This window comes from Ahrensia marina (assembly GCF_042140245.1).
In the GTDB taxonomy this organism is placed as follows: Bacteria; Pseudomonadota; Alphaproteobacteria; order Rhizobiales; family MH13; genus MH13.
The window spans coordinates 3,251,133-3,271,593 of record NZ_CP159483.1 but is presented as its reverse complement, the minus strand read 5'-3'; the positions used below and the strand labels follow the sequence as shown (position 1 = coordinate 3,271,593).

At 56.7% G+C, this 20,461-nt stretch carries 16 protein-coding genes and 1 pseudogene; 11 read left to right on the top strand and 6 right to left on the bottom strand.

Going from position 1 to position 20,461, the window contains the following annotated elements; translation table 11 throughout:
* Nucleotides 1-11: 11 nt before the first annotated feature.
* Complete coding sequence (gene lptG, locus ABWH92_RS15860) at nucleotides 12-1,100, bottom strand: LPS export ABC transporter permease LptG (RefSeq protein ID WP_375569996.1); 1,089 nt, start codon at nucleotides 1,098-1,100, stop codon at nucleotides 12-14.
* A gap of 3 nt (nucleotides 1,101-1,103) precedes the next feature.
* Complete coding sequence (gene lptF / locus ABWH92_RS15855) at nucleotides 1,104-2,282, bottom strand: LPS export ABC transporter permease LptF (RefSeq protein WP_375569995.1); 1,179 nt, start codon at nucleotides 2,280-2,282, stop codon at nucleotides 1,104-1,106.
* A 328-nt stretch (nucleotides 2,283-2,610) separates the two neighbouring features.
* Here lptF and ABWH92_RS15850 point away from each other — a divergent pair, with 328 nt between their 5' ends.
* From ABWH92_RS15850 to ABWH92_RS15840, 3 genes are all read left to right on the top strand, one after another.
* A complete protein-coding gene (locus ABWH92_RS15850) occupies nucleotides 2,611-4,125 on the top strand; it encodes a leucyl aminopeptidase (protein WP_375569993.1) in 1,515 nt (504 codons plus the stop codon).
* An 11-nt stretch (nucleotides 4,126-4,136) separates the two neighbouring features.
* On the top strand, nucleotides 4,137-4,598 hold the full coding sequence (locus tag ABWH92_RS15845) for a DNA polymerase III subunit chi (RefSeq protein ID WP_375569991.1): 462 nt from the start codon (nucleotides 4,137-4,139) through the stop codon (nucleotides 4,596-4,598).
* Between the two features lie 220 nt (nucleotides 4,599-4,818).
* Nucleotides 4,819-5,277, top strand: coding sequence for a YbjN domain-containing protein (locus ABWH92_RS15840; protein ID WP_375569990.1), 459 nt, complete (start codon nucleotides 4,819-4,821; stop codon nucleotides 5,275-5,277).
* A gap of 134 nt (nucleotides 5,278-5,411) precedes the next feature.
* Here the strand turns inward: ABWH92_RS15840 and ABWH92_RS15835 are convergent, their stop codons facing one another.
* A complete protein-coding gene (locus ABWH92_RS15835) occupies nucleotides 5,412-7,307 on the bottom strand; it encodes an ABC-F family ATP-binding cassette domain-containing protein (protein WP_375569988.1) in 1,896 nt (631 codons plus the stop codon).
* Between the two features lie 77 nt (nucleotides 7,308-7,384).
* Here ABWH92_RS15835 and ABWH92_RS15830 point away from each other — a divergent pair, with 77 nt between their 5' ends.
* From ABWH92_RS15830 to ABWH92_RS15820, 3 genes and pseudogenes are all read left to right on the top strand, one after another.
* Nucleotides 7,385-8,071 carry a glutathione S-transferase N-terminal domain-containing protein gene (locus ABWH92_RS15830; protein WP_375569986.1) on the top strand — a complete coding sequence of 229 codons (687 nt, stop codon included), beginning with the start codon at nucleotides 7,385-7,387 and terminating at the stop codon, nucleotides 8,069-8,071.
* 111 nt (nucleotides 8,072-8,182) lie between these two features.
* A pseudogene (gene ndk, locus ABWH92_RS15825) lies at nucleotides 8,183-8,606 on the top strand (nucleoside-diphosphate kinase).
* Nucleotides 8,607-8,868: 262 nt separating this feature from the next.
* Nucleotides 8,869-9,867 (top strand): YHYH protein, encoded by a 999-nt coding sequence (locus ABWH92_RS15820; protein ID WP_375569984.1) that lies wholly within the window; start codon nucleotides 8,869-8,871, stop codon nucleotides 9,865-9,867.
* Here the strand turns inward: ABWH92_RS15820 and purN are convergent.
* A complete protein-coding gene (gene purN / locus ABWH92_RS15815) occupies nucleotides 9,857-10,486 on the bottom strand; it encodes a phosphoribosylglycinamide formyltransferase (protein WP_375569982.1) in 630 nt (209 codons plus the stop codon). The two genes, ABWH92_RS15820 and purN, sit on opposite strands and share 11 nt — an antisense overlap.
* Nucleotides 10,483-11,544: a phosphoribosylformylglycinamidine cyclo-ligase gene (gene purM, locus ABWH92_RS15810; RefSeq protein ID WP_375574270.1), complete on the bottom strand. Its 1,062-nt coding sequence runs from the start codon at nucleotides 11,542-11,544 to the stop codon at nucleotides 10,483-10,485. Before purM ends, purN begins: the two co-directional genes overlap by 4 nt.
* Nucleotides 11,545-11,695: 151 nt before the next feature.
* Here purM and ABWH92_RS15805 point away from each other — a divergent pair, with 151 nt between their 5' ends.
* From ABWH92_RS15805 to ABWH92_RS15790, 4 genes are read left to right on the top strand one after another with little or no spacing between them, the layout of a single operon-like run.
* Nucleotides 11,696-12,871, top strand: coding sequence for an AI-2E family transporter (locus tag ABWH92_RS15805; RefSeq protein WP_375569981.1), 1,176 nt, complete (start codon nucleotides 11,696-11,698; stop codon nucleotides 12,869-12,871).
* Complete coding sequence (locus tag ABWH92_RS15800; protein WP_375569979.1) at nucleotides 12,871-13,560, top strand: hypothetical protein; 690 nt, start codon at nucleotides 12,871-12,873, stop codon at nucleotides 13,558-13,560. Before ABWH92_RS15805 ends, ABWH92_RS15800 begins: the two co-directional genes overlap by 1 nt.
* Nucleotides 13,561-13,578: 18 nt before the next feature.
* Entirely contained in the window at nucleotides 13,579-15,810 is a 2,232-nt protein-coding gene (locus tag ABWH92_RS15795) for an RNA degradosome polyphosphate kinase (RefSeq protein WP_375569977.1), read from the top strand.
* Nucleotides 15,755-17,323, top strand: a complete 1,569-nt coding sequence (locus ABWH92_RS15790; protein ID WP_375569976.1) for an exopolyphosphatase — start codon at nucleotides 15,755-15,757, stop codon at nucleotides 17,321-17,323. Before ABWH92_RS15795 ends, ABWH92_RS15790 begins: the two co-directional genes overlap by 56 nt.
* A gap of 7 nt (nucleotides 17,324-17,330) precedes the next feature.
* On the opposite strand, the gene rnd is transcribed toward ABWH92_RS15790, so the two are convergent.
* On the bottom strand, nucleotides 17,331-18,491 hold the full coding sequence (rnd, locus tag ABWH92_RS15785) for a ribonuclease D (protein WP_375569975.1): 1,161 nt from the start codon (nucleotides 18,489-18,491) through the stop codon (nucleotides 17,331-17,333).
* Between the two features lie 162 nt (nucleotides 18,492-18,653).
* Here rnd and aspS point away from each other — a divergent pair, with 162 nt between their 5' ends.
* The gene (gene aspS, locus ABWH92_RS15780) at nucleotides 18,654-20,459 is read left to right on the top strand and encodes an aspartate--tRNA ligase (protein ID WP_375574269.1); all 1,806 of its coding nucleotides are present in this window, start codon (nucleotides 18,654-18,656) and stop codon (nucleotides 20,457-20,459) included.
* Nucleotides 20,460-20,461 lie beyond the last annotated feature (2 nt).

Here is a 20,461-nt window from a genome sequence, read left to right as displayed (position 1 = left end):
ACGCGCCAAGCTCACCCGTCCTCTAGATGAAGCAAGGCAGTGATGCCAAACAGGCCAGCTGCGATCGGCGGCACCCATGCGGCAAGGATTGGACTGACCAATCCTGCTCCACCCAGGTCGCCTGCAATTTCATTGACCACAAACACAACAAATCCAGCGCTCAACCCAGCCACCACGAGTTTTGTTGTTCCCCCATGGCGAGAGAACCGCAAAGACACCGTTGCAGCTACCAACACCATGGCCATAAGCAGCATGGGCCGCGCGAGCAAGGCCTGAAACTGGAATCTATAGCGATCAGACGCGATGCCAGCCTGCTGTGCCTTATTTGCAAGGCTTGGAAGGCTCCAAATTGGCACAGACGTCGCTGGAGTGAACCGTCCCAGGACATCATCGGCCGTTAGAGGCGTAGCAAGTCGGAAAACATCAACGTCTTGCGATTCCCCTTGCGTGTCGGTCATGGTAACGTTTTCCATGTGCCAGGCGCCGTCACGAAGTGCAGCACGGTCGGCATCGACCCGCTGGTTGAAGTCGCCGTTCTCATCGAACAACATAGCGCTGACTTGGTTGAGCGTTTGGCCGTCGTCGGTTGCAGACGCTGCACGCACCAGTGTCATGATGTCGCCAGTGGATTGCCGGAACCAGACCTCACGGTCAGGATCAACGTTGGTTGTGCTGCCCGCAAAGCGTTCGGTCAAAATGGCATCGGAGCGCACCTTCATCGTGGCCGACAACGGATTGTAAACCAAGGATGCGGTGACCCCTACCAGAGCTGCAACGACGATCAACGGCACCAAGAATTGCCACGCTGAAAGTCCCGATGCGCGCGCGATGATGAGTTCAGAGCGACGCGAGAGTGCCACCAACGTCATCAGCGCACCAATGAGCACGGCGAAAGGTACAAGCTGTTCAGCAAGTGCAGGCAAGCGCATGGCCGAAATGGCAACAATCGCGGTTATTGGAACGTCCAAGTCGCCGCCACGGCGCGAGAGCTCCATGATGTCGACCATGAACATCAACGCGAAAGCGCCGAGAAAAACAAAGCCCACATGTCTAACGAACACCAAGGCGAGGTAGCGGTTGAGGGATGCTGACAACCGCATAGTCTACTCCGCCGCTTGAGGTAGGGTTGTACGCTTCTTTGAGCGACGGAATCTATCAAAGACAAGTTCTTTGAAATCAACGCGTTGGGACAATATCAGCCACCCAACGATCAGTACCAAAATTGGAATTATATAAAGCAATGGCCACATAACCGGCGCAGCTGAAATCAATCCCGATGCGCCGAACTGCGAGCCCAGCAGAATGACCCCACCAGCAATTGCCGCCAAAACCCGTTTAGCGCGACCAGCGCGCCCCGAATGAGGAGTGCCAAGAGCAAGCGCGATGATCATCGCAAAAGCCAGCGGGTAGATCGGCAAGGCCATTCGGTTGTGCAACTCCGTCACAAAACGCCCACGCTGACTGAGCAAGATAGGGTCGTCCGGATCGGGATTGAGAAGATAGGCGGTCGATTGCTCAGAAGGTTTAAAGTAGCCAGGGTCAGACGAGCGATCGGCAAAACTTAGGTCGATGGAGTAACTGTCGAAGTAGAGATAGGCGGTGTTGACCCGGCCTGAGTTTGACTCTGATCTGTTTTGAATAACGCCATCTTCGACCGACAAGAACGCGCCTTGTTCACCGCGCACAATGGTTCCACGCTGAGCGAAATAAATCACCTCCTGAGGAAAATCACGGGTATCGGCAATCATGATGTCGGTCAGTACGCCACCTGGCTCGCGCGCGCGCATATGGAAGGTAAGACCGTCTTGGATTGATGAAAAAGCACCTTCACGAACAACAGTTGCCAGCAGATCAGCGCGCACATCGCTGATCATGAAACGCCAAGCCTTTTGCGCAGGCGGGGCGACCAGATGGCCTAAAACCGCGACCAGCAAGCTCACCACCAACGCACCGGCCATCACGGGTCTTAGCAGGCTGATAGGACTGCCGCCCGAAGCGTTCATCACCACGATTTCGCTTTCAGCGCTCAGACGGTTCAATGTCATGAGAAGCGCCAAGAACAGCGCAATAGGGGCGACTACACTGAGCATTTGTGGAAGGTTGAGGATTGTCAGCAACGCAAAGGTTGCAAGCGCTGCGCCCTGATTGGTTACAACATCCAACTCTTGAAGGGCAACGACGCATACAATCACCGCGGTGATCGCGATGAGCATGCCGACGAAGGTCAGCACCACCTGACGAAACAGGTAGCGATCAAACAAGCTGACGCGATTGAACTTCAAGCGTTGTTCACTCCCTGCGCCATAGCTCAAAGACGCCGACCTATCACTGGTCCACAGCTACGCGCGCGACCACCGGGCCGTTTGGCGCGGTGACCTCAAAAATCCCCAATCTTCATTGCCACTCACAATGGCTAAAGTTCGACCAATAAAGTGGGTTAAGTCTTTGTAAACAAGATCGTCCGTCATGCCCAGCCACCTTGTTCGGTTGAGCAAACAAATGCGGCAAACCTTTTGTGCAACGCTTGCCAAAACGTGCGTCATGGGCCACCTCAAGATGCAACACAGCGTGTCCGACCGGGCACCGAGCTTTACCCAACATGAGGATTCAATGCCCCAGCTTTCCTTTACCTTTGTTGCTCACGCGACCGCTGCCGATCTCAACAACTTGCCAGATGGTCCCGTGGTGTTCTTTGCAACCAGCGCTGACACGTTCTCCGGTTCTACTGAGAAGCTTGACCAGTCCGGTGAAAGGGCGTTGACGGCAGCCGCCAAGGCCGCGGGCTTTAAGGCCGGTTGGGGCGAAACAGTGAGCCTGTATGCGCTGCCCGGCACCAGTTGGGATAAAACAATCCTTGTTGGTGCCAACCCCGACAAGGCCAAAGAGCCTGAGCCTCATCTCATGTTGGGCGGGAAGGTTGCATCAGCCTTGTCGAAAGCCACCGAGGCGACGATTGTTGTCGACGACATGGCTGCTGATGAGGCGGCCACCATTCTTGCCGGGCTTAAACTGGGCGCCTATCGCTTTGACCGCTACAAGAGCCGTCCAGAGAATGGGGATGAAAACGGCGAAGAAGAAACGCCGCCACAGGCTCTCGCGGTTACAGTTTTAGCCGCTGACAAAGATGCCCTTGAAGCGGCTTTCCAGGAGGCTGATGCCGTTGCATCGGGCACACTTTTGGCCCGAGACCTCGTCAATGAACCGCCGAATGTTCTTGGTCCAGAAGAGTTTGCTGGTGTTGCACAGGCACTTGATGAGTTGGGTGTTGAGGTCACGGTGCTTGATGACGACGCCATGGAAGATCTTGGCATGGGAGCACTCCTAGGCGTTGCGCAGGGCTCGGCAAAGCCAGCGCGCATGGCCATCATGGAGTGGAAAGGCGGCACCAACGACCAGCCTGTTGCCATTGTTGGCAAAGGCGTTGTTTTTGATACCGGTGGTATCTCCATCAAGCCATCTGGTGGGATGGAAGACATGAAGGGTGATATGGGTGGCGCCGCCTGTGTTGTTGGCCTTATGCACGCCCTTGCCGCCCGCAAAGCTAAGGTGAATGCTGTTGGTGTTATCGGGCTGGTGGAAAACATGCCTGACGGCAATGCGCAGCGCCCAGGCGATATTGTGACGTCAATGGCAGGCAAAACCATTGAAATCATCAACACCGACGCTGAAGGTCGCTTGGTGCTTGCTGATGCGCTTCACTACACACGCACCACCTATGATCCCAAGGTGATGATCAACTTGGCAACGCTCACAGGCGCTATCTTGGTGGCGCTTGGCCAAGAGCATGCGGGCCTCTTCTCCAATGATGATGATCTGGCCACCGATCTGCACGAAGCAGGACAACGCACAGGCGAGAAAGTGTGGCGTTTGCCGATTGGCCCCGCGTACGACAAGATGATCAACTCGCGTTTTGCCGACATGAAAAACACCGGTGGTCGTTTTGCCGGGTCGATCACCGCGGCCCAGTTCCTCCAGCGTTTTGTCGGCGACACACCTTGGGCGCACCTTGATGTGGCAGGCACAGCTATGTCGGCGCCTAAGTCGGCGATCAACCAGTCCTTTGGTTCGGGTTTCGGCGTGCGCTTGCTCAATGATTACATCCGCGCCGTTCACGAAGAGAGCTAGGCTTTGAAACCGTGGCTGATGTTGCGTTCTATCATTTGCAGACCATCAGCTTGGAGACGGCACTGCCGCAACTGCTCGCCAAATGCCTTCAGCGCAGCTGGCGGGTGGTTGTCGAGGTTGGCGAGCCCAGTCGCATCAAAGACTTAGACGAGCATTTATGGACCTTTAGCGACGCCAGTTTTTTGCCCCATGCCGGGGAAGGCGCTGGCGATCCTGAACGTCAGCCCATCTGGCTATCGGCTACCTCTGCGAACCCGAACGGCGCTGCTGTTCGCTTTTTCGTTGAGGGCGCGTTGCCAAATGATGATCACGTTTTGAACGACTATGAGCGCGCGCTCTTGATGTTTGATGGGAACAATCCCGACGCTGTGCAGAACGCGCGCGGTGTTTGGAAGACGCTGCGTGATGACGGGCACGCGCTTTCTTACTGGCGCCAGTCCGACACCGGGGCGTGGCAACGCGCTGATCAGTAAGATCCCACGTTTTTAACCGAAACACGTTTGACGAGCACGCCTTTGGCATGCTCGTTTTAGCCATGGGGTGAAAGACCGCCGACGAGGCGGCAGAAGGAGAGTATCTATGGGAAAGCCAATGCGCACGTTTCAGCAGGTCATGGCAACAACAGGGATAGTATGTGCGTGTTTTGCGCCCCTAAGCGTTGCTGCGGTGGAGCCAGTAACCAATGAAAAACCGTTGGACACGGCTCTCGTTGCGCAAAAAGGCCCGACTCCTTCAGCTTCGTGCAACGGCCCAGCGCCGAGCGGCATGGTGTTTGCCAACCTTGATGAACTGTGCCCGTTGGTGGCCGAGTCTGGTGCTGCCCGTCTTGAGCGCGACAGCAATGGCGAGCAGTACATTGCTGCTACGCTCAACGGCATCAACTATGCAGTGGACGTTTACAACTGCGAGCCAGACTGCGCCGACCTTTCCTTCACGGCCTCTTTTGAGATGGACGGCATGACCGTTGAGCTGATGAACGAGTGGAACTCCACACGGCGATTTGGCAAGGCCTATATCCGCGAGGATGGCGATGCGGTGATCCAGATTGCCATCAACACCCGCCACGGCATCGCACTGGAGACCTTCCGAGACGACTTGGTTTGGTGGGAAACCGTTCTTCAAGACTATGTTGAGTTTATTGGTTTCCGCTAGCTAGCGGTTGTTCCGAAGGAACAGAGCCGAGATGTACTGTGGTTGTTCCTGAAGCAACGGCGCTGGGCGGTTCCTTGGTTTGGCCAACGGATGGGCGAGGCAAGTTGCTGCACTGAGGTTGAGAAGCCAAAGGACTAAACCTGCTCGCCAGCCTCTTCCAGCGCTGCGTTGAGATCAAGCCATCGTGCTTCCCAGCTATCCAGCGCTTCAGCCCCTTTTGCGCGCCGAGCAGCAAGCTTGGCGCCCTTTTGAGGGTTCATGGCATAGAGCTTGGGGTTGGCCAGATCCTTGTCGATCTTGGCGAGTTCGGCTCGAATGGTTTTAAGCCGCGCGTCTGCTTCCGCAACCTGCTTCTTAAGCAACGAGACATTGCTTGGTCGTGTAGGCTTTGGTGCCACTGGCTCACGGGCCGGGCCAGCTTTTTTTGGCTTGGCAGATTTGGGCGTTTTTTGCTTGCCGCCATCCACACCGCGCAGGATCGCTTGACGGTAGGCGGAAAGATCATCTTCGTAAGGCTTCACCGTACCATCGCCGACAACCCAGAGCCGGTCGGCGGTCGCTTCGATCAGATGCCGGTCGTGGCTGATGATGATCACAGCACCATCATACTGCGATAGAGCTTCAACCAGCGCCTCACGGCTTTCGATATCAAGGTGGTTGGTCGGCTCATCGAGGATCAGAATATCTGATCCATCGAATGTGATCAGTCCAAGCAACAGCCTGGCGCGCTCGCCACCAGAAAGCTGCCCCGCTGGCGTGTCCATACGCAAGCGATCAAACCCCATTTGGGCTGCGCGACCACGCACTTTGGCTTCACCCGCCTCAGGCATGCGTCTGCGCACGGTATCGACAGGCGATTCTTTGGGGTTGAGATCGTCCAGCTGGTGCTGGGTGAAAAATGCCACCTTCATTTTGCCCGGGAACGTTAAATCTCCGGCTTGGCGGGTAAGGCGCCCGGCGATCATCTTGGCAAAGGTGGACTTGCCGTTACCGTTCTGCCCAAGCAATGCGATCCGATCATCCGGGTCGATCCGGAATGTCATCCGCGAGAGGATGGCCTTGTCCTCTTCGTAGCCAACAGCCAGGTCGCGACCGTTAATCAGTGGCGGGGCTTTGGGTTTCTCAGGGCCCTGGAAATGAAACGGTGCCACGCGCTCTTCCACGCGAAGCGCCATAGGTTCCATCTTTTCCAGCATTTTAAGGCGCGATTGCGCCTGCTTGGCTTTGGTCGCCTTGGCCCGGAAGCGATCGACGAAGGATTGCATATGCGCCCGACGAGCCGCTTGCTTGGCCTGTGCTTTCTCTTCCACGGCCAACTGGATGCGGCGCTGCTTGTCGAACGTATCGAACGGGCCACCATAAAGTTGCAGCCGCCTTTGATCGAGATGGAGCGTCTGACCAACGGCGCTGTTCAGCAGGTCGCGATCATGGGAAATGACCATCAGTGTGTAGGGGTACTTGGCCAGGTAACTCTCCAGCCACAGCGCACCCTCCAGATCGAGATAGTTGGTCGGCTCATCGAGCAGCAAAAGGTCAGGGGCCGAAAAAAGCACTGCTGCCAGCGCAACGCGCATCCGCCAACCACCGGAGAAATCCGATGCGGGGCGTTGCTGCGCCACATGATCAAAACCCAAGCCCTGGAGAATGCGGGCCGCCCGTGATTCCGCTGAATGGGCGTCAATGTCAGCCAATCGCAGCTGAATGTCGCTGATGCGCGTGGGGTCCGTCGCCGTTTCTGCCTCAGCCAGCAACGAGGCACGCTCGGTATCGGCTGCCAGCACAATCTCCAGCAGAGCTTGCGGTCCAGCAGGCACCTCCTGGTCCACTCCACCAAGCCGCATGCGAGACGGCAGGCGGATCTCGCCGCTTTCTGGCGCGATCTCACCACGGATCAGTTTGAACAGCGTTGTCTTGCCTGACCCGTTGCGCCCGACAAAGCCAACTTTGGCACCGCGCTGAACGGTGGCGGATGCGCCATCAAACAAAAGCCGGTCGCCCAGCCGGTAGGTGAGGTTAGAAATTTCTAGCATGGCGTCGAGCTAGCATTGTGTTGTTGCATGGTCTAGCGGCATATCAACAACAGACGCGCACAAAGAGGAGAGGGGCGATGCGGACACTCTATGAGCTTTGCGGGGCGGAGCCTGATCGGCTGTTCTCCGCTTATTCCTGGCGTGCCCGTTTGACGCTTGGCTACAAGGGTTTGGCGTTTGAAAGCCGACCCACCCCCTTCAAACAGATTCCAAAGGCGCTTGAAGGCATCCACAAAACGGTGCCAGTGCTGGTCGACGGTGAAAGAACCGTCACCGAAAGTTTCGACATATGCCGCTATCTGGAAACGACCTACGCTGACACGCCAACTGTTTTTGGTGGTGATGGAGGTGTGGAGAATGCTGCGCTGATCGATAATCTCATCGTTACGGGGCTCTATCCGACCATCAGCAGGATGATCATTCTCGACATTCACAACCAGTTGGCGCCGGAGGATGCTACTTATTTTCGGCAAAGCCGCGAAAAGCGTTTTGGCATGTCGTTGGAAGATGTGCAGCGCGGGCGTGACAAAGAACGCGAAAAGTTTGCAGCTTTTCTCAAACCCTATCAGCGCCGCTTGGCTGAAGCACCGTTCTTAGGCGGCGAGAGCCTGCTTTTCGCTGATATCGTCCTGGCAGCATCCTTTTGCTGGGCCAAGGCAACCTCATCTTATGACACCATGAACGGTGATGAGGTGCTGCAAGCCTGGTTCGACCGGGTGCTCGCTACATGCAATCAGGCTCAGGCATTGAAACTGGCGACTTGAAGCCAGAGAGCGCAACCGCTATAGCCCGCCCACCTGCTGTGCCGCTGGACTATCTGGTTTGTGCACGCAGGGTTCTCAGTTTCACCCCCGATACAAGATAGGATCGCCGCAATGGCCATCGAACGCACATTCTCCATGATCAAGCCGGACGCAACGCGCCGCAATCTGACCGGTCAGATCACTGCCAAACTCGAAGCCGCAGGCCTGCGCGTCGTTGCCTCCAAGCGCGTCTGGATGAGCCGCAAAGACGCCGAGGGCTTTTACGCTGTGCACCGCGAGCGCCCCTTCTTTGATGAGTTGGTTGACTTCATGTCGTCTGCGCCAACAGTTGTTCAGGTGCTGGAAGGCGAAAACGCCATCGCGCGCAACCGTGAAGTGATGGGCGCCACCAACCCAGCCGAAGCCGAAGATGGTACGATCCGCAAAGAGTTTGCCGAGTTCGATTGGTGAGAACTCCGTTCACGGTTCTGATGCGCCGGAAACCGCTGCGCAGGAAATCGCTTACTGGTTCTCTGAACTTGAGATCGTTGGCTAAAACCTGGCGATGTAACAAGGTTCAAAGGGCGGCCAAACGGCCGCCCTTTTTGTTTGACCTACAAACCTGTCCAAAATGTCATGACGCACTTGTAACGGACAGACCAGGAACATGACTGAGCCTTAACTGGTGAAAGGTTCACGTCTCGCCCACGTTCACGGTGTGCTCACAAACCCGTGAGCGAACCGATGAAGAAGGGCGAACGGCCATGACAGACATTCACCCCAGAAATCACTTACTCAAGCGCCTTGGGATGGCATCCATGATCGCCGTGCTGCTGGCGACTACCGCATTGCCAGGCGATGTTTTTGCTCACGGTGATCATGATGAAACCGTGGCAGCAACGGGCCAAGCGCTGGTGGAAGAAGACGCGAACTGGTTGGCCCAGTTGCTTGACGAGCTGCTGCTTGGTGCGGTTGAGGCCGCAGCAACCATCTCGATCTCATCCAACGGCACTGTTCGCACCATTACCGCTGATGGGTTGCCCGATCATGCTGCTGGGCAGTTTCCCAATGCTAACAACCCCAACAGCATCTCAGCTCAAAACTACCGCTTCCAGATGCCTGCCAATCCAAGCATCGGTAATGCGCCGACCACCGCCGATCGCTACGTCTTTGGCGTTGCGCTTAATGGCGTAATTTTTGACCCTGCAACGGCTGAGTTCTGGAACAATGATCGTTCCTCAGGTTGGAACTACGAGGCCTTTGGGCCGCAGACTCGCTCATTGGGTCTGGATTCAAGCAACGCCCATGTTCAGCCCAACGGGGCCTACCATTATCATGGCATCCCAGACGGCCTTTATGACCGGCTGACAAGTGCTGGCGCACCCACGCTGATTGGTTATGCTGCTGACGGCTTCCCAATATATGGGCCACTTGGCTACGCCGACTCCGATGACCCTTCATCTGGCCTTGAAGTCATGACCTCCAGCTATTCGCTGCGCCCTGGTACGCGCTCATCCGGGCCGGGTGGCACCTATGATGGCACCTTCACCGCTGATTGGGAGTACGTGCCAGGCACGGGCACATTGGATGCTTGCAATGGCCGTGTCGGGGTCACGCCAGAACATCCTGAGGGCACCTATTACTATGTGATCACGGACGAATTTCCGTTCGTGCCGCGCTGTTTTGCCGGGACGCCTGATGACAGCTTCTCCAAACAGAATGCCCGCTCTGGTTCCGCCCAGCAGCCGCGGCGCCGTCTAGATGGCGAAGGGGGCGGCTTGCCACGCCCACCGCGCGCCCATCCTCCTATCCGATAGGACGGATACCAATCACGCGTTCGTCTTTGATGGTCAGATCGCCCTCTAGTCCCCGGACTATCTCAGCAAGCGCATGTGGGTAGAGCGCGTGTTCCACCGCCAGAACGCGCTCTGCCAAACTGTCGGGATCATCATCGTCCAAAACCGGTACGGATTTTTGGGCGATGATGGGACCGGCATCCATGTCTGGCCGCACAAAGTGAACGGTGCAGCCATGCAGCTTCACCCCAGCTTCCAGTGCCCGCGCATGGGTATCAAGACCTTTGAACGAGGGCAGGAGCGATGGGTGGATGTTGATCAGACGGTTGTACCATTGGTCGATAAACCAGGGCGTTAGCAGCCGCATAAAACCGGCCAAACAAACAAACTCAACGTGCACTTTGTCGAGCTCCACCTGGATGGCCTTTTCAAAGGCTTCCCGGTCTTTTTTGAAAAGCTTGTGATCGACGATGGCCGTTGTGATGCCTTGGCCCTCAGCCCAAACCAGTCCCGCCGCATCAGGTCGGTTGGAGAGAACAAGAGCAATTTCAACGGGGAAATCTGGCGTTTTGGCAGCCTCGACAAGCGCCTGCATGTTCGAGCCGCGCCCGGAAATCAGAATGGCGACACGCCGTTTCATAGGGGCAGGGGCTTCTCGATGGTCACCGGTACGTCCGTGCGCGAGGTGACCGCTCCAAGCGTCACAACACTCTCACCCAAAGCGGTGAGTTTTGCCGAAACTGCGCTCGCATCCTCCGCAGCCACAATGGCGATCATGCCGACACCGCAATTGAATGTCGCGAGCAGATCATGCGCTGAAAGCTTAGCAGTTTGGGCGGCCCAGATCATTTCTGTCGGCACGCTAACCTCTGACAGGTCGAGCGAGACAGCCAGATCATCGGGCAAAACGCGCGGGATGTTTTCAAGCAGTCCACCACCGGTGATATGTGCCAAACCTTTGATTGCACTGGTTTCACGCTGTGCTGCGAGCAGGTTTTTTACATAAATCCGCGTTGGGGTGAGCAGAACATCACCCAGTGTCCTGTCCGTATCGAAAGGGGCAGGAGCATCGTAGGAAAGACCAGCATCAACGGCGATCTTACGGATGAGCGAATAGCCGTTGGAATGGAACCCGGATGAACCCAGGCCCAGCACAACATCGCCTGCGGCAAGGGTCTTGCGCGGCAGAATCTGATCACGCTCCACCGCGCCAACGCTGAAGCCGGCCAGATCATAGTCATTGCCCGCGTAGAGCGACGGCATCTCAGCCGTTTCTCCGCCAATCAGAGCGCATCCGGCCAGCTTGCAACCCTCGGCAATGCCTTCCACCACGCGCGCGGCGGTATCCACGTCGAGGGCGCCGGAAGCGAAATAGTCAAGAAAAAACAGTGGTTCAGCGCCTTGAACCACCAAATCGTTCACGCACATCGCCACAAGGTCGATGCCGACTGTGTGATGTACGCCGCTTTCGATTGCGATCTTGACCTTGGTGCCCACACCATCGTTGGCGGCCACCAAAACGGGGTCGCGATAGCCGCAGGCAGCCAGATCAAACAAGCCACCAAAACCGCCCAAATCAGCATCCGCACCGGGGCGCTTTGTAGACCGAACTGCCGGCTTGATCCGCTCGACCAGCGCCGCTCCAGCGTCGGTATCAACGCCTGCTGCTTTGTACGCGTCCGACCCGCTCATAAGCATTCCTCTTTCAGCTTTGGCCACTGGGTGCCGCATTCCACGTTTGAAAACAACTGCCAAAACAAGCACGCTTTGTCTGGAACCTGTGGACCAGAGGTCTTATGTCTGAAATCTCAATCACCCAACCGGCCCAAGACACGAGCGCGCATTCTTCATGACCATTCAACGGCAAGCGATTTTCTGGGCTCTGGCAGCGGCGGCCTTGATCGCCTTCATCTATGTTTTTTCAAGCATTCTGCTGCCTTTCGTAGCCGGTATGGCAATTGCCTATCTGCTCGATCCAGCCGCTGACTGGTTTGAGCGAAGGGGCTTTTCCAGGCTTTGGGCGACGCTGTCCATCACAGCTTTAGCCTTGGTCATCGTCGTTGTTGGCTTGCTTTTGTTGGTGCCGCTGTTGATCGAACAAACCGTTGGTTTGATTGAGGCTTTGCGGCCTTTCATCCCCGAAACCCTGCGAACCATCTTTGGGTTGGCCGACGAAGACTTCCAGGCCATCAACGCAATCATGGCACCAGCCAGCGAAGAAGACTTGGCCGTCCGTCAGTCGTTCTTCCCCTCTGAAATGACGTTTGATGCGATCATGACTTGGCTTGGCACGCTCAATCTTGATCTGATCCGCAGCTTTATCGAGGCCAATGCAGGGACCATGACCGCATTGGCCAGCCGGGTTCTCGATCAGGGGGCAGCCGTGGTGGGTGTGCTTTCAACGCTCATCATCACGCCAATCGTGGCCATCTACATGCTCTACGATTGGGACAATCTGGTCGCCCGCATTGATGGACTGCTCCCGCGTGACCATGCCGATACCATCCGTGACCTGGCCAAGAAGGTCGACCATGTAATGGCGGGTTTCATTCGTGGTCAGTTCATTCTCGCAGTTATCTTGGGCACATTCTATGCCACCGCCCTGACCCTGGTTGGGCTCAATTTTGGTCTGTTGATCGGGCTGGGTGCCGGCTTGCTGAGCTTCATTCCTTACATTGGGTCGTTTGTTGGTTTTGGCACATCGGTGGGCGTTGCGATGGTGCAGTTCTGGTCAGAGCCGCTCTGGATTGTGGTCGTTGCGGGCATTTTCGTCTTCGGTCAGTTCGTCGAAGGCAACTTTCTTCAACCCAAGATCGTCGGCGATGCTGTTGGACTTCATCCAGTGGTGCTTTTCTTTGCAATGCTCGCGTTTGGATCGCTCTATGGCTTCCTTGGTTTGCTGATCGCTGTGCCGGTTGCAGCATCCATGGGTGTGCTGACCCGCTTTGGCGTTGCGCATTATCAGCAGAGCGTTTTCTACAAGGGCGTGAATGGCCACTCGATCCCATCAAATGAGAGCGAGTGATGGCAACAGCTGGTCAGCTTGTTCTGGATATAGCGCCACCGCCATCCTATGCGGTCGAAGACTATGTTCCTGGGCAGGCGAATGCTGAGGCTCGCGCACTGATAAGTGGGCTGGCATGGCCAAAGCCGGTGGGCGTGCTCATCGGCGAGCTTGGTTCGGGCAAAAGCCATCTCGCGCATCTTTTCGCTGAGCATTTCAAGGCGGTGCACTGGTTCGATGGTGCAATGCCTGACAGGCTAGACGGCCAAAGGGCTGTTATCATCGACAACCTTGAGCGTTGGACAGGTCAGAGCGAAGATACCTTGTTTCACACGCTCGAAGCCGCGCGTGCTGCACAGTTGCCCGTGTTGGTAACCAGCCGCGAGGCACCGGAAAATCTTGGCTTGAAACGACCCGATACCGTCTCGCGTCTGCGAGCCGGATCACGCGCCGCCATAGGCCAGGCTGACGATACGCTGTTCTTGGCTATTGCAATCAAGCTTTTCACCGATCGCCAGCTTATGGTTGATCCGGCAATTGCTGATTATCTTCTGCAACGTATGGAGCGCTCCTATGCCAATCTTTCAAGGCTTATCGCTTTGATAGACGAGCGCTCACTGGCCGCTGGCCGTTCGATCACCAAGCCGCTGGCAGGTGATGTTCTGGCCGCCTATGAACTGTCACAGAACTCATCTACCCCATCAGGATAAGGAACCAGCAGGACACCGATGACCGAACCAACAAACTCAGTTGCTGCAACCGAAGCTGACACACTCAGCGCGAACGACGACACGCCTATCTATGATCATCTGATGGCGTCGCCCGAACGGTTCATCAATCGAGAATTGTCGTGGTTAGGTTTCAATCGGCGCGTCCTTGAAGAGGCCGACAACACCCGCCACCCGCTGCTTGAGCGCCTGCGGTTCCTATCGATCTCTGCCAACAACTTGGACGAGTTTTTCATGGTCCGTGTGGCCGGTCTGGTCGGCCAGGTGAACGAGAACATCACCAAGCGGTCCGATGATGGTCTAACACCGGCTGAGCAGCTTGAGGCGATTGGCGATGAAGTTGCCGATCTGGCGCGTCATCAGCAGGAGGCTTTTAATGGATTGCGTGCTGAGCTTTCTGATGCCGGTATCACCATAATCGAACCAGATGATTTGGACCCACGCGAGCAAGATTGGCTCGATGGGTACTTTCTCAGCCATGTTTTTCCGGTTCTAACGCCGCTGGCCGTTGATCCAGCCCATCCTTTCCCTTTCATCCCGAACCTGGGCTTTTCCATCGCTCTGCAGCTGGAAAAAGTGCAAGAAAGCGAAAGCAAAACCACCAGCGCCAACGACACGATGACCGCGCTGATCCGCGTGCCGTCCAAGATCGCGCGCTTTGTGAAACTGCCGCGTTTTGACGAGGCTGGCAGCGGCCACCGCACCATCATGTTGGAGCAAGTGGTGCGCATGTTCATCTCGCGGCTTTTCCCTGGTTACAAGGTTACGGGCACGGGCGCCTTCAGGGTTATCCGCGATTTAGATCTTGAAATCGAGGAAGAGGCCGAAGACTTGGTGCGCCTGTTTGAGAGCGCGCTGAAACGTCGTCGGCGCGGTTCGGTGATCCGCCTGGAGATCGAAGCGACCACGCCCGATTCTTTGCTCAATCTGGTCGCCAACGAGCTGGAAGTCGATCACGCTGCGGTGTTCAAGGTGGAGGGTGCGCTAGCCCTGAACGAGCTGTCTGAGCTTGTTGATATCGACCGCGATGATCTGAAGTTCATTCCCTACACACCGCGTTTCCCCGAACGCATCCGTGAGCATGGTGGCGATTGCTTTGCGGCGATCCGCCAGAAAGATCTCGTGGTCCACCACCCCTATGAAAGCTTTGATGCGGTGGTGCAGTTCTTGCGGCAGGCAGCCTCTGACCCTGATGTCGTTGCCATCAAGCAAACGCTTTATCGCACGTCCAACAATTCGCCGATTGTGCGGGCACTGATTGAGGCAGCTGAAGCTGGTAAATCCGTCACAGCCCTGGTGGAGCTGAAGGCGCGTTTTGACGAAGAGGCCAACATTCGTTGGGCCCGCGATCTGGAACGCGCCGGTGTGCAAGTTGTCTTCGGCTTCTTAGAACTCAAAACCCATGCCAAGCTGTCCCTGGTCGTGCGCCGCGAGGCGGGCAACCTGATGAGCTTCTGTCACATCGGCACCGGCAATTATCACCCGATCACCGCCAAGATTTACACCGATCTCTCCTTCTTCACAGCCGATCAGGTGATTGCTCGCGACGTGGCGCGCATCTTTAACTTCATCACCGGCTATGCCGAACCGGCTGAGCTCGACCGAATGGTCGTCTCACCCACCCGCATGCGCCAGCGCCTGCTGGATCACATCCGCGCAGAGATCGACCACGCTCGCAATGGTCGGCCCGCTGCGATCTGGATCAAGATGAACTCGTTGGTCGATGCCCAGCTCATCGATGCGCTTTATGAGGCAAGCCAAGCTGGTGTGAAGGTGAACCTCATCATTCGCGGCATCTGCTGCCTGCGCCCGGGTGTTCCCGGCCTATCGGACAATATCGAGGTGAAGTCGATTGTTGGCCGCTTCTTGGAGCATTCACGCATCATCTGTTTTGGCAATGGCGCTGGTTTGCCCAGCGAAGAAGCGATCATTTACATGGGGTCAGCCGATCTTATGCCGCGCAATTTGGATCGCCGCGTGGAAGCAATGGTGCCCATCCACAACGAAACCGTGCATACGCAGATACTCGACCAAATCATGGTTGCAAGTTTGAAAGACAACCAGCAAAGCTGGGAGCTGTTGGCCGACGGACGTCACAAGCGGGTGAACCCTGCGCAAGGCGAAGAACCGTTCAACGCGCATCGTTACTTTATGACCAATCCGAGTTTGTCGGGCCGTGGAAAATCTCTTCAAGCGAACCAACCGCGTTTTTTCACGCGCCGCGCCCCCTGAACCCAACGAAGGTCAAGGGCGGCTTGAGGGCTATGGCCCGATCGCTGTCATCGATATCGGTTCCAACTCCGTACGTTTGGTCGCCTATGAGCGACTGTCGCGAGCTCTGACCCCACTCTACAACGAAAAGGTTCTGTGCGGCCTTGGGCGTGGCTTGGCCAAGACCGGTCAGCTATCCGACAACTCGGTGCAACTGACATTGGCAACGTTGGCTCGTTTTCGGCATCTATCCGATCAGATGCACATCAAGAGCATGCGGGTGATCGCCACCGCTGCCGTGCGAGAAGCCAGCAATGGCCAGGCGTTTATGGAAAATGCTGAGCGCATTCTGTCCGCCCCGCTCACCATTCTATCAGGTGATGAAGAGGCCCGCGCCGCCGCATTGGGTGTGCAGTCTGGTTTCTACAAACCTGACGGCATCGTCGGTGATCTTGGTGGTGGCAGTCTAGAGCTTGTTGAAGTGACACCCGGTCATATTGGCGAGGGTGTCTCGCACAAGCTTGGCGTCATCCGAATGCAGGAAGAGGCGAGCGGTGATGCCAAGCGTGCTTACAAGCTGGCCCTTGAGCGGTTAAGCGAGGATGACGCTGCTGCGAGCCTTAAAGATCGCACACTCTATCTGGTCGGCGGTACATGGCGGAACCTTGCCAAACTGCACATGGAGGTGACCGACTATCCTCTTTCGGTCATGCATGGCTATGCGATTGATGCTGATGTCTTCGCGTCGTTTTGCCAGGATGTGGCGCGCGGCAAATATGAAGATCATGGCGCAATGCGTGCCGTTTCTCGCAGTCGTAAGGCGTTGCTGCCATTCGGAGCGGCTGTGCTGCGCGCGCTTTTCGAAGTCGGTAAGCCAAGCCAGGTGGTGCTGTCAGCCCTTGGTGTGCGTGAAGGACTGCTTTTCGATGACCTGGAAGAGATAGAGAAGCAGCGCGACCCGTTGCTGGACGCCGCCTATGAGCTGGCAGTCCTCAGGTCCCGGTCACCAAAGCACGCACGAGAGCTTGCTGATTGGACAGGCGCTGCGTTTGACGTGCTCGGTGTTGATGAGACTGAGGATGAAGCGCGGCTGCGCAAGGCCGCCAGCTTGCTTGCCGACATTGGATGGCGGGCGCATCCGGACTATCGCGGCACGCAAAGCCACAACATTATCGCTCATGCAGCCTTCAGCGGCGTTGATCACGCTGGCCGGCTCTACCTGGCAATGGCGAACTATTACCGACACCAAGGTCTGTCGAACGGCGCCTTTAGCGAAGCCGAAGCCAACATTCTCTCCGAGCGCTTGGCTGAGAGGGCACGTCTTTTGGGCGCATTGTTCCGTGTTGCTTACGCGCTGACGGCCTCAATGGCAGGTGTGCTGCCAGAAACGCGGTTGGAACTGGCCGAACAGAAACAACTTACGCTGTTCTTGCCCAACCAGCTTTCGGGTTTGCAAGGCGAGCGTCTCACCAAGCGTCTCAACGCACTGGGACGACTGGTTGGTAGGGAAGAAACGGCGGTCGCCGTTCGCTGAACGAAAATCAGTCTTCGGCGTCCATCGGCACGAGCACTGCACGTTTACCACGGACGCCCAACGCCATCTCGCCAGAACGAATTTGCAAGGCCATCTCACCGAACAGATCACGCCGCCAGCCGCGCATGGCTTTGACATCTGTGTCGCCATGAATAGCAATGGTTTCTAAGTCTTCAGAATTGGCAATGATGCGCGGGGCAACGCCCTCACGTTCGGCCACCAATTTCAGGGCGACCTTCAACAGCTCGGCAATGGCTGGCGCGCTTTCTGGGTTGCGTTTGGATTTTGGCAGTTTCGGAAGCTCATCAATTGCAAGAGCCGAAACACCCTGCAACGCCTCAACCAGACCACCCGCGTAAGGCTGTTTTTCAAAACCGCGCGGGACAGCCCGCAACCGACCCAGAGCGTCAAGCGACAAGGGCCTCTGCTGCGCAAGCTCATAGATTGCATCATCTTTGAGGATACGCCTCCGTGGTACGTCGCGCTCTTGCGCGACTTCCTCGCGCCATCGGGCGACGGCTTTCAGGGCGGCAAATTCGATGGGCTTGCGAGCGCGCAGTTTTAGCCGTTGCCAAGCCTCACCGGGCGCAACCGAATAAGTCTGCGGGTCAAGCAGCGTCGCCATTTCTTCAGCGACCCAGCCAGCACGGCTTTTTTTTGCCAGAATGTCAGCCAAATGCTCATAGACATCGCGCAAATGGGTCACATCGGCGGCGGCGTAGGCAAGTTGTGCATCGTTGAGCGGTCTCCGCGACCAATCGGTGAACCGGTGGCTCTTATCGATGCTTGCACCCACCGTTTGTCGAACAATCTGGTCGTAGCCAACTTGATCGCCATAACCGCAAACCATTGCTGCAATTTGTGTATCAAACACATTTTGCGGGATGGAGCCGGTGAGATAGTGAAAGATTTCAATATCCTGGCGCCCTGCGTGAAAGACTTTGAGAACGCTCTTCTCCGCTAGCAGCTCAAAGAGCGGCGTTAGATCGAGCCCGTCAGCAAGTGGGTCGATAAGAGCAAACTCGTCCGCGCCCGCCACCTGAACCAAACAGAGCTGCGGCCAGAATGTCGTCTCACGAAGAAACTCAGTATCAATGGTGATGTAGGGCTCATTTGCCAGACGCGCGCAAAGCTGCGCCAGGGAATCGGTATCGTTGAGTAGTTTCATGACTGCCCTCATAGCGGCTTTGATCGTCGATGGCGATGCGGCGGCCCTCCCATGGTTGACGTGCCCGCGCCAACGGCGCTAAGCCGCTGCCCAACCGCGCAAACGAGCCGTTTGCGCTTTTCTTTTTGCCTTCGAGGATAAACTGTCATGTCGGACACCGGTCTGCATCGCTACCGCTCGCACACTTGTGGCGCTTTGCGCGCCGAGGATGTGGGTAACACCACACGCCTTTCCGGCTGGGTGCATCGCGTGCGAGACCATGGTGGCGTTCTGTTTATCGACCTTCGCGACCACTATGGCATGACACAGATCGTGATTGATCCAAACTCCCCTGCGTTTTCGTTGGCGGAGACGGTTCGCTCAGAATGGTGCTTGCGTATCGATGGCAAGGTAAAAGCGCGCACGGCTGAAACCATCAATGAGGGCCTTCCAACTGGGGAAATCGAAGTTTTTGCCACTGAGATTGAAGTGCTCGGCGCATCGGCTGAACTGCCTTTGCAGGTGTTTGGCGAGCCAGAGTTCCCTGAAGACACGCGCTTGCGCTATCGCTTCTTGGATCTACGCCGCGAGACGCTTCATGCCAACATCATGACACGCACCCAAGTGGTCCGCGATATGCGCCGCCGTATGGAGGATGCTGGTTTCAATGAGTTCCAAACACCCATCCTAACCGCCTCCTCGCCGGAAGGCGCGCGCGACTTTTTGGTGCCAAGTCGCATCCATCACGGTCAGTTCTACGCGCTGCCGCAAGCGCCACAACAGTACAAGCAGCTTCTGATGGTTGCTGGTTTTGACCGGTATTTTCAGATCGCGCCCTGCTTCCGCGATGAGGATCCGCGCGCTGACCGTCTGCCCGGCGAGTTCTATCAACTCGATTTGGAGATGAGTTTCGTCACCCAGGAAGAAGTCTGGGATACGATGGAGCCGATCCTGCGTGACGTGTTTGAAGCCTTTGCCGAGGGAAAGCCGGTCTCGCAAACGTTTCGCCGCATCCCCTATGCCGAGGCCATCCGCCTTTACGGCACCGACAAACCTGATCTGCGTAATCCGATCGAGATGCAGGACGCATCAGAGCATTTCCGTGGTTCAGGCTTCAAAGTCTTTGCCCGGATGCTCGAAGATGAAGCCAACGCCGTTTGGGCCATCCCAGCCAAAACTGGCGGATCACGCGCGTTTTGTGATCGGATGAACAGCTGGGCGCAGGGCGAGGGGCAACCGGGTCTGGGCTACATTTTCTGGCGTGAGGAAGATGGCGCGGTTGCTGGAGCAGGACCGCTCGCCAAGAACATCGGGCCAGAGCGCACCGAAGCGATCCGCCAACAACTTGGCCTGGAAGCGGGCGATGCTGCGTTTTTCGTGGCAGGCAATCCCAAAGGATTCGCCGCCTTTGCTGGCAATGCGCGCACGCAGGTCGGTACGGAACTCAAGCTGGTTGACGAAGATCGCTTCGAGCTGTGTTGGATTGTCGACTTCCCGTTCTACGAGTGGGACGAAGAGAACAAGCGGGTCGATTTCTCCCACAACCCGTTCTCCATGCCACAGGGTGGTTTGGAAGCGCTGGAGGCAGCCCAGGCTGCCGGTGACGAGGCGCTGATCAACCTGAAGGCTTACCAGTACGATTTGGTATGCAACGGCTACGAAATCGCTTCAGGGTCGATCCGTAACCAACTGCCAGACGTGATGGTCAAAGCCTTTGAGATCACCGGCAAAACCCGTGAGGAGGTCGAAGAGCAGTTCGGTGGCCTTTACCGCGCGTTCCAATATGGCGCACCACCCCATGGTGGCATGGCAGCTGGCGTCGACCGGATTGTGATGCTGCTTTGCGGGGCAAAATCAGTGCGAGAAGTGGCGTTGTTCCCGATGAACCAGCAAGCGGTTGATCTGATGATGGGGTCGCCTGCAACAGCCTCAGCAGCGCAGCTGCGCGAGTTGAACATCCGGGTCAACCCACCGCCAGCTACGAGCTAAGC